Source organism: Carboxylicivirga taeanensis, assembly GCF_051851475.1.
GTDB lineage: Bacteria > Bacteroidota > Bacteroidia > Bacteroidales > Marinilabiliaceae > Carboxylicivirga > Carboxylicivirga taeanensis.
On the sequence record NZ_JBPUSJ010000012.1, the window covers coordinates 22,374 to 36,777 of the forward strand.

Sequence of the window (14,404 nt, forward strand, 5' to 3'; positions counted from 1 at the left end):
GGGTTTATTTTCAGGCTTTCTTTTAGTATTATTAGCAATTATAACAATGACTATGAGATACCTAATAAGACTCGTCCTGCTTTTACTTATCATGCCTCTTAATAGCGGAGTGGCCGCCCAATCGGATAGCTTGCTGCAAAAAACGGATACGCTCAACCAGACCTTGTTTGAACGGTATAAGCAAAAGCTTTGGGAAGTAGACAGGCAGCGTAAGGCTGATTCGCTGAAGAAGGTGGAGTTAGAGGCGCAGCTGCTAAAGCTCAAAACGACCGACAACTTGCAGAAAGAAGAGTTGCTGAAACAGTTGTTGGCCATTGAGTTAAACGAAAAACAGCGGATTGCTGACAAGAAGGCTCACATTAACTCCTTGCGTAAAACGGCACGTGGTTTTCCGGTTGTGGGTGTTATGAAGGATACACTGTTTAACGTATATACAAAACTAGGGGCGGCAACGCCCAAAGAGCGGGCTGATAACATTAGTCGCAAAATCAGGCGGTTGTACAACGATGATTTTTTGGTGGCTGATTCTATCCTGACGCATAAATCGGAAAATACTTATGACATTGTTTACCGGGATATGATTGTGATGAGCATTTCAGAAACCGATGCCATATGGCATGAACAAAGCATGGCGGAGCTGGCCGAACAGTACCAGGAGCTCATTCGCGAATCGGTTATAAGAGCCAAAAACGAAAACAGCTTGTTTAAGCTGGCGGCCCGCGTGGGTTGGGTGCTTGTGGTTATTGTTATTGCCTGGCTCATCATCTGGCTGATTGGTAAAGGATATCGACGCCTTTTGCTATTCATCCATCAGAAAAAGGCGACCTGGTTAAAAGATCTAACGTATAAAGACTATACTTTTTTGACAGCTGATCAGGAGTTGCATGTCATTCTGTTTTTAGTCAGGATAGTGCGCTGGCTGGTATACGTTATTCTGCTCTACATCACTCTGCCAATTATCTTTAGTATATTTCCTTTTTCGCGCGACTGGGCCAATGCCTTGTTTCATTTAGTATGGTCGCCGTTTAAGGCGGTTCTAATGGCCGTGTGGGATTACCTCCCAAACTTGTTCAGTATATTGGTAATCTACTTTGTAATGAAGTATGTTATCCGCTTTGTCAGGTATATCTTTAAAGAAATTCAAGCTGATAAATTAAAGATTTCGGGCTTTCATTCTGATTGGGCTATGCCCACCTACAGCATTGTAAAATTCCTGCTGTATGCCTTTATGTTTGTCTTGATTTTTCCATATCTGCCAGGGTCGGATTCAAATATTTTTAAGGGCGTATCGGTGTTTATTGGTATTCTTTTTTCCCTTGGTTCCTCATCGGCCATTGCCAACATGGTGGCAGGATTGGTAATTACTTATATGCGACCATTTAAGATTGGCGATCGTATTAAAATTGGGGAAATTTCGGGCGATGTGATTGAAAAAACACTCTTGGTAACAAGGGTGAGAACCATTAAGAATGAAATCATCACGATTCCCAATTCATCGGTACTAACCGGCAATACAACTAATTACAGTGTAGAAGCGCAGGAGAGAGGACTGATTATCCATACGACTTTAACCATTGGCTATGATGTGCCCTGGAAACTCATGCACGAGGCGTTGATAGAGGCGGCTGCCAGAACAGATATGCTCATGGATAGTCCGCAGCCTTTTGTATTACAAACCAGTCTGGACGATTTTTACGTGTCTTATCAGTTAAACGCTTATACGAGGGAAGCCAGTAAACAGGCGCTCATCTACTCCTCTCTGCATCAGCACATACAGGATGTATGTAATGAGCGAGGCATTGAAATACTGTCGCCTCATTACCGGGCAGCCCGCGATGGAAATGCCAGTACCATACCATCAGACTATTTGCCAGCAACTTATAAAGCACCTGGTTTTAATGTACGCATAGAAAAAAATCCGCCGGGCGAGTGACTGGTTAAATTTGCGACTAAATAAAAGACCTGTATATCGTTTATTGAGTGAAAAATTACTAAATTAATCACAGGAAACTAATTCTTATCGCCATGGAACCATTTCATCTCAATATTTTAAATATTTCATTGGTGCTGCTTGCAGCCTATGTTGGAGGCGCGCTCATTCGGAAGTTTGGCTATCCGGCCATTTTAGGTGAGTTGTTAATTGGAATAATTCTAGGCCCAGGCTTGTTAGGGGTGATTGAGAGCAGTGAGTCTATAAAGGTGTTGGCCGAAGTAGGAATCATCCTGCTTATGGTTTACATTGGAATGGAGATTGAGTTTCAGGACTTGAAAAAGGCTTCGTGGCCTGGCTTGCTGGCTGCCATCGGAGGATTCTTCGTTCCCTTTGTTTTGGGCTATTTTTCCATTGTGTGGAGTGGAGGAACACCCATTTCAGGTCTCTTTGTGGCCATTGCCATCGGCGTCACCTCACTGGCTACCAAAAGCCGTATTCTCATCGATCTTAAGTTGCTGAATACTCGCATTGCTTATGTGTTAATGGCCGGTGCCTTGATATCTGATGTGCTTGCACTTGTCATTTTTTCGGGCATCACCAACTTTGCCGAATCCAGTTCCTTAGACATTTTAAGCCTGCTAATGATAGCCGGGAAAATCATCTTATTTTTCCTGATCACCATTGGGATAGGTGTATATGTATTGCCGCGTATTGGCAGCTATTTGTCGCGCTCGGGCTTAAAAAACAGCACGGCTTATTTTACGCTTATTCTAATTGTCACATTTGGGTATTGCGAATTGGCCGAATTAGCTGGCATGCACAGCATCTTAGGAGCTTTTATGGCGGGCTTGTTTCTGAAAGATAAGCTGTTCTCAAAAACTATTTCCAAGGAATTGAATAAGGCTTTTTACGATGTTTCCATCGGTTTTATGGCCCCTGTATTTTTCGTTTCGGCCGGCTTTTTTGTAGATATAACCGTGTTCCAAACCGACCTCGGGTTATTACTGCTGATAACCGGCCTGGCTGTGGTAGGCAAGATATTAGGCACAGCTTTATTTTACTTGCCATCGGGCAATGGCTGGCGCGAAGGTATAACAATTGGTACAGGCATGAACGGACGTGGGGCGGTGGAAATAATCATTGCCGAGATTGGCTTAAAGATGGGGATCATCGATCAAACTATTTTTTCAATTTTAGTTTTCATGGCCATTTTTACGACACTAACCGTACCGCTTTTATTAAACTGGACGACCAGATGGTTGCGCCGCCGCGATGAACTGGTGTACATGGACCAGCGTACTGGGGTGCTGCTGCTTGGCGTTAATTCATTAAGTATGTTGCTGGCTAAATACCTGGTTCCACAACGACCGGTTTATATGATTGATAACAATATGAATCATGTCAATAAAGCGAAAGCAATGGGCTTTAACTGTATATACGGTAATGCGCTTAACAAAGAGACACTGGATGAGTTATCGATGGAAAATATCCAAACCTTTATCGGACTCACTACCAACAGCCAGGTTAACTTATTATCTGGGCAGCTGTCAAAAGATTCTTTTTTGGTACCACAGGTGAAAGTGGCCATTGTTCAGCAGGAATCGAAATCGGGCAATGAGCTCTTAAAGCGCTTTGAAGCAGACTCCTTATTTGCCGGTCATCCGAGGCTGGACCGTTGGTTTGCAGCCATTGGTAATGAGCATACAAAAGAGGTTGTGGTGGCAGTTGATAAAGAAATTAGCACCGAAGATTGGAGTGCTAAGTTTACCGATAATATCAATCGGTTTTTACCAATCCTTATTCGCAATCAGCAGGGGAAGTTGCGTGTTTTTGCTTCCGGCGACAGGCTTGAGGAAGGAGAGGAGGTTATTGCTTTGGAACTGGCTCGTTAAGTGTGAGAAATGACAAACTGTAGAAAGTGGAGCACAGGTTCTCTACGGTTTATAGATCAGCAAAGCCAGGATACAAGTCCTGGCTTTACCTTATAATATTTTAAATGCATCTTAGCTTTTAAGCGAACGGTTCAAGTGCACCATTTTAATGGCCGTTACCGCTCCTTCATCACCTTTATTGCCATGCTTGCCACCAGCTCTGTCGAGTGCTTGCTGCTGATCAAGTGTGGTGAGTAAACCAAAGATGAAAGGAATGGGGTATTGCACATTTAACAGTGTCATACCTTGTGTTACTCCCTGACAAACAAAATCGAAGTGTGGTGTGTCGCCCTGGATGACGCATCCTAAGCAAATTACAGCATCCACATCAGTCATTTCAGCCAGGTACTTGGCGCCTGCTGTCAGCTCAAAACTGCCTGGTACGTATTTTTTAATAATGTTATCTTCCGAAGCACCATGTTTTACCAATGTTTCGTAGGCCCCTTTGAAAAGGGCTTCAGTAATTTCGGTGTTCCATTCTGATACTACAATGCCGAACTTCATGTCAGCAGCCGATGGAACATCTGCTATGTTGTAATCTGATAAGTTTTTAAGACTTGTTGCCATTGTTTTGTGTTTTGTGCAAAAATAAAAGAGGTTGCCTATATAGACAACCTCTTGCTGATATTTTAGTTCAAATTACTTCGTTTGAAGCTCGGCACGTGTCAGGTATTTGTCCACCTGACGGGCTTCAGCCGATGTTGCATACTTGTCTTTAATTGTTTTGTAGGCCTCAACAGCTTTCTGATACTCACCTTTTGCTTCGTACATCACTCCTAACTTCATCAGATAGGTTGGAGCTGTTAACGAATTATCGAATGAAGACGCATCTTTATACTGAGCAATTGCTTTATCATTCTCTCCCAATTCGGCGTAAGCATCACCCAAGGCACCTGTTGCGGTTGCTGCCACCATTTCTTCATCAGCCGAGAAATCTTTCAGATAGCTTACTGCCTCATTGTAATTGCCTAAATGAAGGTTAGAAACGCCGGCATAGTATGTGGCCAGGTTACCCGCTTTTGTTGAACCGTACTCTTCAATAATTTCAAGGAAACCGGCATTTTGTCCGTCGCCATTCAAAGCCAGGTTGAATGAGTCTTTTTCAAAATACTGCTGAGCATAAAAAATTTGTTTTTGAGCATCTTGCTCTAAAGGCAAGAAATAAAATTTCTTAATTCCCCAGTATCCGGCAACTATAATAATGACTGCCAAAGCAATCATACTTAATCGGTTCTGATTTTCCTCAATGAAGTGCTCCGTCTTACTCAATGCGCTTTCTACATTTTCGAAGCTATCGTCTTGATGCGTATGTTTCTCTTTTGACATGTTAGTAAATTTTTATTCGAATGCCAAAAGTAATCGTTTTGGCCTAAAAACAAAAGGTGGCTTATTACTTTTTAAGACTTATTGATAAATTATTTAGCGAATCACAGCTAGCAAAGAGCCCAACAGGTATTTAAAAGGCTTAAAAGAACCGCTTTTTACACGATAAAAAAACGGATATGAACTTTGAACAATACCACTTGGTTAGTTACTTTTGCACAAAACCATTTTACATGCACATCAGGCACCTTAATCTTATTAATTTTAAAAATATTGCACAGGCTGAAATAAGCTTTTCTCCGGGTATCAACTGTTTAGTTGGGGAGAATGGTGCTGGTAAAACCAATGTGCTGGATGCCTTGTATTACCTGTCTTTTTGTAAGAGCTACTTTAACTCGGTTGATAGCCAAAACATCATGCATGAACAGGAGTTTTTTGTGGTTCAGGGCCGTTACGACCGAAAAGAGGAGGAGGAGCATATCTATTGTGGCTTAAAAAAAGCGCAAAAAAAACATTTTAAGCGCAATAAGAAAGAGTATGGTAAGCTGGCAGAACACATAGGTCTGCTGCCATTGGTAATGATATCTCCCTCCGACGAGCAGTTGATCAACGAGGGAAGCGAGCAACGGCGTAAATACATCGATGGTGTTATTTCGCAATATGACAAGCCTTTTTTGGATGATTTGATGCGTTACAACCGCTCGCTGCTGCAGCGTAATGCCACATTAAAGCAGCTGAAAGAAACACAGTCGCGCAACTATTCAATGCTGGAGTTATGGGATGAGCAGCTGGAGCAGTTAGCCACCCGGATTTACAAACGTCGTGTGGCATTTATAAAAGAATTGGTACCTGTTTTTCAGAAATATTATTCTTATATCTCCGATGGGAAAGAAGAGATTGCGCTTAATTATAAATCCCATCTGCACGAAGGTGAATTAAAGGAGCAACTGATTCAGGCACGCGCCAAGGATATAGCGTTGGGTTACACCACTAAGGGGATTCATAAAGATGATCTGGAACTGTTACTGGGAGGGTATTCGATAAAGAAAATTGCTTCTCAGGGGCAAAAGAAAACGTTTTTGATTGCGCTTAAATTGGCGCAGTATGAGTTTATACATAACCATAACGGAATTAAGCCCATCCTGTTGCTCGATGACATATTTGACAAACTGGATGATGCCCGTAGCAATCGGTTGTTGCAGCTGGTAGCCGAGGATGTATTTAATCAAATATTTATCACCGATACTAATAAACCGTATCTGGTTGACATCGTTAAGCGAACCGGTAAAGAATACAAGGTGTTTGATGTGGCAAATGGACAAATTCTTGCCACTTGATTAGCAAACAACTTATAATATGAGGTCACTTTTTTAGCCAATAAACAAAATATCTATGCGTCGACGAAAAACACAAGCCATTAGTGATGTAATAAAAGAGGTGCTGAAGAAGCAAAACCTGAATAAAGGCATGCTCGAAAACAGGGCGGTTCATTATTGGGCTAAAGTATTGGGGCCGGCTGTTGCCAGAGCTACGCACCGTATCTATATACGCAATGGCGTGCTGTATGTCGAAATGACATCGAGTGTGCTGCGCAACGAATTAATGATGTGGAAGGATAAAATAATTGTCAATATGAATCAGGCAGTTGGCGACGACATTGTCAAAGATATTGTATTTAGATAGATGGTGTAAAGTAGGCGACGCACTGTATGTCTGACAATAAGATGTGTGTTAATTTGGATAGCGTCAGGGAGGCGTAACTGATCAACTGAGTCGCCGGTTTTTAATAATTATAAATGGTTTGGATGCAGCAAAAAGCCCCTTGCAATGGCAAAGGGCTGCATTATTTTTATCAGGTTCAGTTGTGTGGGCTGATGGGTTCTCAAGGATTTCTTTCCAGCAGCTCTTTATCGCTAAAGAAAAAGTGACATTCCCTGTCGGCGCTGGCATCGCTGTCAGAACCATGGATAGCATTATGCGCCTTGCTTTTGGCAAAAAGTCTGCGAATGGTGCCTTCAGCGGCTTCTGCCGGGTCGGTACTGCCAATCAGGTTACGGAAGTCATCAACGGCATTTTCTTTTAAAAGTATAGCGGCTACAATAGGCCCAGAAGACATAAAGTCAACCAGATCGGGGAAGAATGGACGCTCTCTATGCTCCTCATAAAATGTTTCTGCATCTTCTTTGGTTAACTTTAACGATTTAATGGCCGAAATGCGAAATCCGGCTTCCTCAATCATATTCAGTATTGCTCCAATATGCCTGTTTTTGACGGCGCCAGGCTTAATCATGGTAAGTGTTTTTAGTCCTGCCATAGTAGCTGATTAATTTAGTGTAAGGTAAAAAATTAGAATTCCTAAAATACAAAAAAAATAGTCTTACAAAATCTATATCTTTGTCAATTCAACAAAAAATACCAATGAATATTCAAGACAAATCACAAATCGATTTATTTAAAACTAAGATACATAACAGTCAAAAAGTTGTAATTGTTCCTCACAACAATCCCGATGGCGATGCGCTGGGGGCTGCTTTAGGCTTATTCAATACACTTCAAAACATGCATAAAGAAGTATCGGTGATCTCACCCAATGAGTTTCCCGATTTTCTTAACTGGATGCATGGAGTGGAATCTGTATTGATTTACGATAAAAATGTTAAGCAATCGAAAAAGCTCATTGCCGAAAGTGAACTGGTTATCTTTGTCGATTTTAATGCCTTGTCGCGAATTAAACTAATGGGCGAGGTGTTTGAGCAGGATGATACCCCACGTATTATGATTGATCATCACCCATTTCCCGAAGCAAATGTGGCCGAAGTACAGATAAGTGTCCCCGAAGCCTCATCTACCTGTGAGCTTTTGTTTCATGTACTTTGCGAAGCCGGGTTTAAGGAGCAGGTGACACGTGAAGCCGCTGAGTGCATTTATGCCGGGATCATGACAGATACGGGCTCTTTAAACTATAATTCCAGTCGTCCGGAAACCTACCTGATTGTTGCTGAATTGTTGCGCATGGGTATTGACAAAGATCGTATTCATCACATGATATTTCATAATAATTCGTTTGATCGCATGCGTCTTTTGGGGCATGCCCTTGGCGAAAAGATGGAAAGAATACCCGCTCAAAAAGCAGCTTTTATAGCACTTAGCCAAGACGAGTTAAAGCGTTTTAATTTCAAACCAGGCGATACAGAGGGCTTTGTTAATCAAGCATTGTGGATTGAAGGAGTCAATCTTTCGGCTTTATTTACCGAAAAAAAGGATCTGGTCAAGATTTCATTTCGTTCACGGGGAGGTTTCCCGGCCAATAAATTCAGTGAGCAGTACTTTAATGGTGGTGGTCATTATAATGCGGCTGGCGGTGAGTCAAAATTAAGTTTAAGCGATACGGTAGAACGTTTTAAAGTTGTATTAAAAGAGTTTTGTTTAGCTAATGGATTCGATTAAAGCACTCTTAATTTTTGTATGTCTTATTAGTGCCGCTGCCTGTAAAGAAGCACCCGATAAGAAAAAGCGCATAACCAGCGAAATGCTGCTGGAGATGAATAAAAAGATGGTGGCCGTTGAAGCGAATGTTATTGAGCAATATATTGCCGATAATGATTTGGAGATGCAAAAATCGGGCACAGGATATTATTATCGGCTTGATAAAAGGGGTACAGGCGATACCATTCGCAATCAGGATGTGGTGACACTGGCCTATACCACTCGCCTGTTGGATGGCACGGTTTGTTACGCATCAGCCACCGATGGTTTAATGGAGTTTACCGTTGGCCGGGGGCATGTAGAGGCCGGCCTCGAACAGTTTGTGCAGATGCTGCAGCCCGGTGCGACAGCAAAACTCATTCTTCCGCCTTACCTGGCTCATGGCGTGTCTGGCGACGGAAACAAAATTCCTAAGTTAGCCATCGTAATAATGGATATTGAGGTGCTTGAGGTGCAAAGAAGCCGGGTATCACCTTAAAATAGGTTTGAAGATTGCATAAAAATGATTTTCTTTGTGTGCTTGTCACGCTGACATAAATTACTAATAGATGAAGAATAATAAGATACGCTATAACCTGATACTGCTAAGTGCCATAGCACTTTTAGTGGGAGCTGCGGCTTGTAATGATAATAATAACTATATCAATCCCAAGGAATTAATTGCCGAGGAGCTCGAGCTGTTAGACAGATATTATAATGAGAAACTGCAAGACGGATCAATCCGTTTAGATTCAATGTCGGCAGCGGCAATTGATACGGTCGATCATCGTTTAGAATCAGGGCTGATGCTCTTTCATACTAAAGTAGGCGGGGGCGATTCGATAAGAACCTTTCAGAAAGTCGCCTATCGTTTTTCGGCTTTCAATATTGCACAGGATTCAACAGGTGTTACTTACGAGGCCTATGCTGGAACCAATGAGTATGCAGAAGATCCGGCAAGCTATACAACTTTTCCGGTAAATGATGCCGCAACAGCCAATGCAAGCGGCGTGCCTATCGGGCTCAACGAAGCATTGTTGCATATGCGCTTTGGGGGAGAAGCAAAAATAGTATTGCCATCTTCAATTGGTGGTGTGAATGGCTATTACACGACTATCTACGAGTTGAAAGTAACCTATATGGAACAATAAAATATGATTTTTATAACACCGCCATCTCCTTCAGAGATGGCTTTTTTTTTGATATAGAAAGTCTTCCGGTAATTTAAAACTATTTTTTATAAGGGATATTTTAAAACAGGTAGTAAAAAATGTACATTTTAATATTATCTTGCTTTCCGTTTTTAAATAGTACAATCGGAACTATACAAAATTGATTGTGAGCAAGGTCGTAAGTATTTAAAAATAAAATTCAATAACAATTATTTATACACAAACTAAAAACAAGAAAGATGGGGTAACCTGTCTTAGGATTTAATTATCGAATTATGAATCAGCAGAAGAGTTATTTAGGGCCATTTATTACAATGGTATTCCTGTTTTTTATTGTAGGATTTTTAACAGTAGTATTCCAGCAGTTTCAAACACCTTTGCGCGAAGCGTTTCTGGGAGCAGAGAGCATTAAATCGATTAAAAATACACTAACCATTATGGTAACCTTTGCCTGGTTTTTAGCTTATCCGTTGACAGGTAATACCGGGTCGAAATGGGTGGACCGTTTCGGATACAAGAACACCCTGCTGCGTGCCTTGGGTGTAATGGTGGTTGGTTTGCTAATTACAGCCGGATCTGCTTATCTGGGTTCAATGAAAGATGGCGTTGTTTTAGCAGGTATTCCATTAGGTTTCTTTGTTTTCCTTATTGGTTCTTATGTTGTTGGTGCAGCTGCAACCATTATGCAGGTGGTAATTAACCCTTATCTGACAGCCTGTAAGGTGAAGGGTACAAGTGCTATTCAGCGCATTACCATTGGTGGTTCGTCTAACTCAATTGGTACTACATCAGCACCTTATTTTGTGTCTGGTTTGGTATTTGGTGGTGCGTCAATGGCCGAAGTGGATATCAACAAAGTTATCATTCCATTTATGCTTTTGGCAGTTACTATTGCCTTAGTAATTTTTATTGTAAGTCGTTTATCTTTGCCTAACATTGAAGGTACAACTAACGAAGGTGGTGAAAAACTGGAAAAAAGTATTTGGTCTTTCTCGCACTTGAAATTAGGTGTAATTGGTATCTTCTTTTACGTAGGTGTGGAAGTGGCGATTGGTGCTAATATTAACGTATATGCCGAGTGGCTGGGTGGTTCTTTCGCCGAGGCTGCTGCTAAAATGGCAACCCTTTACTGGGGTGGTATGTTAGTGGGCCGTTTAATCGGTAGTACTTTAAGTAAGATTTCCGCCAAAGTGCAGTTGGTTACTACCTCTGTTGGCGCGACTGTTTTAGTCCTAATCTCTATGGTTACTGGTAACCCATGGTTTTTAGTTGGAATCGGTCTGTTACACTCTATTATGTGGGGTGGTATCTTTTCTCTGGCAGTAGCCGATCTAGGAAAATACACTTCTAAAGCCTCGGGAGCATTGATGATTGGTGTAATTGGTGGTGCTATCCTGCCTTTATTGCAAGGTGTGATGGCAGATATGCTTGGCGGTAACTGGGCCTGGACATGGACCTTGGTTATTTTAGGTGAGCTATACATCCTTTACTATGCATTAATTGGTTCTAAGGTTCATCAAAAAGGTTAATCGAAAGAAATCCAAATAATAGTTCAGCATGACTCTCTTTTAAGGGAGTCATGTTTTGCATAAAAGCATTATTAACTAAAAACTAGTCATATGAAAAAAGTGTCTGTTGGTGTCGATATTGGTGGAACAAATACTGCTATTGGCGTAGTCGATGAATTAGGACATGTATTGGCGAAGGATAACATCTCAACGCCTTCGCATGGCGATATTAATAAATATATTGAAGACTTATCAGTAGCTATCAATACGTTGATTACCAATGCCAAGTTGATGAATGAAGAAATCGAAATCATTGGTATTGGTGTTGGAGCGCCTAATGGTAATTATTACAGCGGAACCATTGAGTATGCGCCAAACTTATCCTTTAAAGGGGTGGTGCATGTGGTGAAGTTGTTAAAAGACAGATTCCCGGGCATGGATGCCATTGCTTTAACCAATGATGCAAATGCGGCCGCCATTGGTGAGATGATATACGGTGGTGCCAAAGGGATGAAGAATTTTGTGATGTACACCTTGGGAACAGGTGTGGGGAGCGGATTAGTGGTTAATGGTGATTTGGTATATGGGCACGATGGTTTTGCGGGTGAGTGCGGACATACAACACTGGTACCAAATGGTCGTTTATGCGGCTGTGGTGCAAAAGGGCATCTCGAAGCCTATTGTTCGGCACCTGGTATGAAACGAACTGCTTTTGAGCTGCTCGCTAAGTACAATGCTACGGATAGTCCACTGGCCAACCACACCTATAATGATTTGACATCAAAAATGATATTTGATGCGGCAGTGGCTGGAGACAAGGTGGCGCTGGAAGTGTTTGAGCTGACAGGACACCATTTGGGACAAGGAATTGCCGATACAGTTCATCATTTAAGTCCTGAGGCGGTATTCTTATTTGGTGGTCCTACTGCGGCTGGCGAATTAATTATGAAGCCAACCCGCGATAGCATGGAAAAGCACCTGCTGCCTATCTTTAAAAATAAAATTCAGATATTATCCTCTAAACTGAATGCTGGTGATGCAGCAATTGTTGGAGCAAGTGCGCTTGCCTGGAAGGAATTAGAGAAGTAGTATAGATTTATAGCATTAAAAAAGCCTGTTCGGATATTCCGGGCAGGCTTTTTTTGTGTGCTATTTATCTGGAGCTATTTTATAGTATAGGGAGTAAATATACCAGGGGTTTAGATAGATGCTCTAATAAAAGTAAATTTTACCTTTAAAATAATATAAAAGTAGAATTTACTTTTATATTTGTAAGTATGAACACAAGTATTTATGATCAATATCAGGAAAACAAACGCTTTGTGGCTGTTGACTGTGTTATTTTCGGCTACGAAGAAGAGCAACTTAAGTTGCTGGTTTTTGAACGTGATATTGAGCCGGCTAAAGGAGAATGGTCCTTGCTGGGCGGATGGGTACACACCAATGAATCAACTGAGGATGCTGCACGCCGCGTACTCAGGGAGTTGACAGGACTGGAAGATGTGTACCTTGAGCAGGTGCATACCTTTTCTGACCCTAACCGCGACCCGGGCGGCAGTGTAATAACCGTGGAGTATTATGCTTTGATAAAAATTGATGCGGAAGTGGCTGATCTGATTAAAGATTATGGAGCCAAGTGGTTTACACTGGAGGCCTTGCCCAAGCTTATTTTCGATCACGATTTATTAGTTGAAAAAGCCTTGGAGATGTTAAGGCTGCGTTCCAGCTACGAAATAATTGGCCGGAAACTCTTGCCCGAAAAGTTTACCATTACCAGGCTGCGTAACTTATACGATCAGCTTTTTCAGCGACAATTTGATCCCGGTAACTTCCGAAAAAAAATATTATCGCTCAAAGTGTTGGAGCGGCTTGATGAGAAAGATATGTCGGACTCACGAAAGGGAGCTTACTATTTTAAGTTCAAACCAAAGCAGGAGGCCGAATTCACCGATCCAATATTTAAACGTTCAATATAATACTACTAACTGCACTTTATAAGATTATGGAACAATTTGAATTTACTGAACATTCGCATCGCAGGTACAACCCATTAACTGGCGATTGGGTATTGGTATCACCTCACAGAACCAAGCGCCCCTGGCAGGGAAAAGTTGAAAAGCCAGCCATTGAAGAACGTCCGGCCTACGACGAGAAATGTTACCTGTGTCCCGGTAATGAGCGGGCTGGAGGTCTTCAAAATCCTGATTACAAGGATGTATTTGTTTTTCAGAATGACTTTAGTGCACTTGTGCCTGACATTCCTGAGGGGAAGTATACCAATGGCGACTTGTTCAGGGCTGAGAGCGAACGAGGTTTCTGTAAGGTCATTTGTTTCTCACCACGTCACGATTTAACCATTCCGGAGATGGAAGTGGCTGATATCCGCAAAGTAGTCGACTTGTGGAGTGAGGAGTACCGTTCTATTGGTGCCTTGGACTACATCAACCATGTTCAAATTTTTGAGAACAAAGGTGATACTATGGGGTGTAGCAACCCACATCCACATGGGCAAATTTGGGGGCAGTACTCAGTGCCGGTAGAGCCGGCCAAGGAGGCTACCATGCAGAAAGCCTATTACGATAAACATGGCAAAACGCTTTTGGAAGATTACGTTGCCGATGAATTGAAGGCTGGTGAGCGCATTTTGGTTGAAAACGAGCATTTCGTGGCGTTGGTGCCTTTCTGGGCCACCTGGCCATTTGAGGCCATGATTGTTAGCAAACGAGCGGTAGCGAATATCGCGCAACTAACAGATGAAGAGCGCATAGCCCTGGCGGATGCCTATAAAAAACTGACCGTTATGTACGATAACCTGTTTGAGGTGTCATTCCCATATTCGGCCGGTATTCATCAGGCGCCAACCGATGGTGTGGAGCATCCGGAGTGGCATTTACATATGCATTTTTATCCGCCATTGCTGCGTTCGGCCACTGTTAAGAAATTTATGGTAGGTTACGAAATGATGGCCAATGCACAGCGTGATATTACAGCCGAACAGGCCGCTCAGCGCTTACGCGATTTGCCAACAGTTCACTACAAAAAAAATAAACAATAACACTTAATTCAGTATAG

At 42.0% G+C, this 14,404-nt stretch carries 14 protein-coding genes; 11 read left to right on the plus strand and 3 right to left on the minus strand.

All coding sequences use genetic code 11. The features are described from left to right. Positions 1-52: 52 nt before the first annotated feature. Positions 53-1,933, plus strand: coding sequence for a mechanosensitive ion channel family protein (locus tag ACSX1H_RS15435; protein ID WP_439185126.1), 1,881 nt, complete (start codon positions 53-55; stop codon positions 1,931-1,933). Between the two features lie 92 nt (positions 1,934-2,025). Then, positions 2,026-3,825: a cation:proton antiporter gene (locus ACSX1H_RS15440; RefSeq protein WP_439185127.1), complete on the plus strand. Its 1,800-nt coding sequence runs from the start codon at positions 2,026-2,028 to the stop codon at positions 3,823-3,825. A gap of 111 nt (positions 3,826-3,936) precedes the next feature. On the opposite strand, the gene ribH is transcribed toward ACSX1H_RS15440, so the two are convergent. Together ribH and ACSX1H_RS15450 are read right to left on the minus strand one after the other, a co-directional pair. Beyond that, entirely contained in the window at positions 3,937-4,431 is a 495-nt protein-coding gene (ribH, locus tag ACSX1H_RS15445) for a 6,7-dimethyl-8-ribityllumazine synthase (RefSeq protein WP_439185128.1), read from the minus strand. A 72-nt stretch (positions 4,432-4,503) separates the two neighbouring features. Beyond that, positions 4,504-5,190: a tetratricopeptide repeat protein gene (locus ACSX1H_RS15450; protein WP_439185129.1), complete on the minus strand. Its 687-nt coding sequence runs from the start codon at positions 5,188-5,190 to the stop codon at positions 4,504-4,506. 176 nt (positions 5,191-5,366) lie between these two features. Here ACSX1H_RS15450 and recF point away from each other — a divergent pair, with 176 nt between their 5' ends. Both recF and ACSX1H_RS15460 read left to right on the plus strand, forming a co-directional pair. Further along, a complete protein-coding gene (recF, locus tag ACSX1H_RS15455; protein ID WP_439185130.1) occupies positions 5,367-6,524 on the plus strand; it encodes a DNA replication/repair protein RecF in 1,158 nt (385 codons plus the stop codon). A gap of 55 nt (positions 6,525-6,579) precedes the next feature. Continuing rightward, positions 6,580-6,870, plus strand: a complete 291-nt coding sequence (locus ACSX1H_RS15460) for a DciA family protein (RefSeq protein WP_439185131.1) — start codon at positions 6,580-6,582, stop codon at positions 6,868-6,870. A gap of 199 nt (positions 6,871-7,069) precedes the next feature. Here the strand turns inward: ACSX1H_RS15460 and ndk are convergent, their stop codons facing one another. Then, positions 7,070-7,501: a nucleoside-diphosphate kinase gene (gene ndk, locus ACSX1H_RS15465; protein WP_439185132.1), complete on the minus strand. Its 432-nt coding sequence runs from the start codon at positions 7,499-7,501 to the stop codon at positions 7,070-7,072. Between the two features lie 104 nt (positions 7,502-7,605). Here ndk and ACSX1H_RS15470 point away from each other — a divergent pair, with 104 nt between their 5' ends. From ACSX1H_RS15470 to ACSX1H_RS15500, 7 genes are all read left to right on the plus strand, one after another. After that, on the plus strand, positions 7,606-8,634 hold the full coding sequence (locus ACSX1H_RS15470) for a DHH family phosphoesterase (protein WP_439185133.1): 1,029 nt from the start codon (positions 7,606-7,608) through the stop codon (positions 8,632-8,634). Further along, positions 8,621-9,151 carry an FKBP-type peptidyl-prolyl cis-trans isomerase gene (locus ACSX1H_RS15475; protein ID WP_439185134.1) on the plus strand — a complete coding sequence of 177 codons (531 nt, stop codon included), beginning with the start codon at positions 8,621-8,623 and terminating at the stop codon, positions 9,149-9,151. Before ACSX1H_RS15470 ends, ACSX1H_RS15475 begins: the two co-directional genes overlap by 14 nt. A 70-nt stretch (positions 9,152-9,221) precedes the next feature. Further along, a complete protein-coding gene (locus ACSX1H_RS15480; protein WP_439185135.1) occupies positions 9,222-9,803 on the plus strand; it encodes an FKBP-type peptidyl-prolyl cis-trans isomerase in 582 nt (193 codons plus the stop codon). A 296-nt stretch (positions 9,804-10,099) separates the two neighbouring features. Continuing rightward, entirely contained in the window at positions 10,100-11,353 is a 1,254-nt protein-coding gene (locus tag ACSX1H_RS15485) for an MFS transporter (RefSeq protein ID WP_439185136.1), read from the plus strand. A 90-nt stretch (positions 11,354-11,443) separates the two neighbouring features. Then, positions 11,444-12,421 carry an ROK family protein gene (locus ACSX1H_RS15490; protein ID WP_439185137.1) on the plus strand — a complete coding sequence of 326 codons (978 nt, stop codon included), beginning with the start codon at positions 11,444-11,446 and terminating at the stop codon, positions 12,419-12,421. 188 nt (positions 12,422-12,609) lie between these two features. Continuing rightward, positions 12,610-13,308 carry an NUDIX hydrolase gene (locus ACSX1H_RS15495; RefSeq protein ID WP_439185138.1) on the plus strand — a complete coding sequence of 233 codons (699 nt, stop codon included), beginning with the start codon at positions 12,610-12,612 and terminating at the stop codon, positions 13,306-13,308. 26 nt (positions 13,309-13,334) lie between these two features. Then, a complete protein-coding gene (locus ACSX1H_RS15500) occupies positions 13,335-14,387 on the plus strand; it encodes a UDP-glucose--hexose-1-phosphate uridylyltransferase (RefSeq protein WP_439185139.1) in 1,053 nt (350 codons plus the stop codon). Positions 14,388-14,404: the final 17 nt, after the last annotated feature.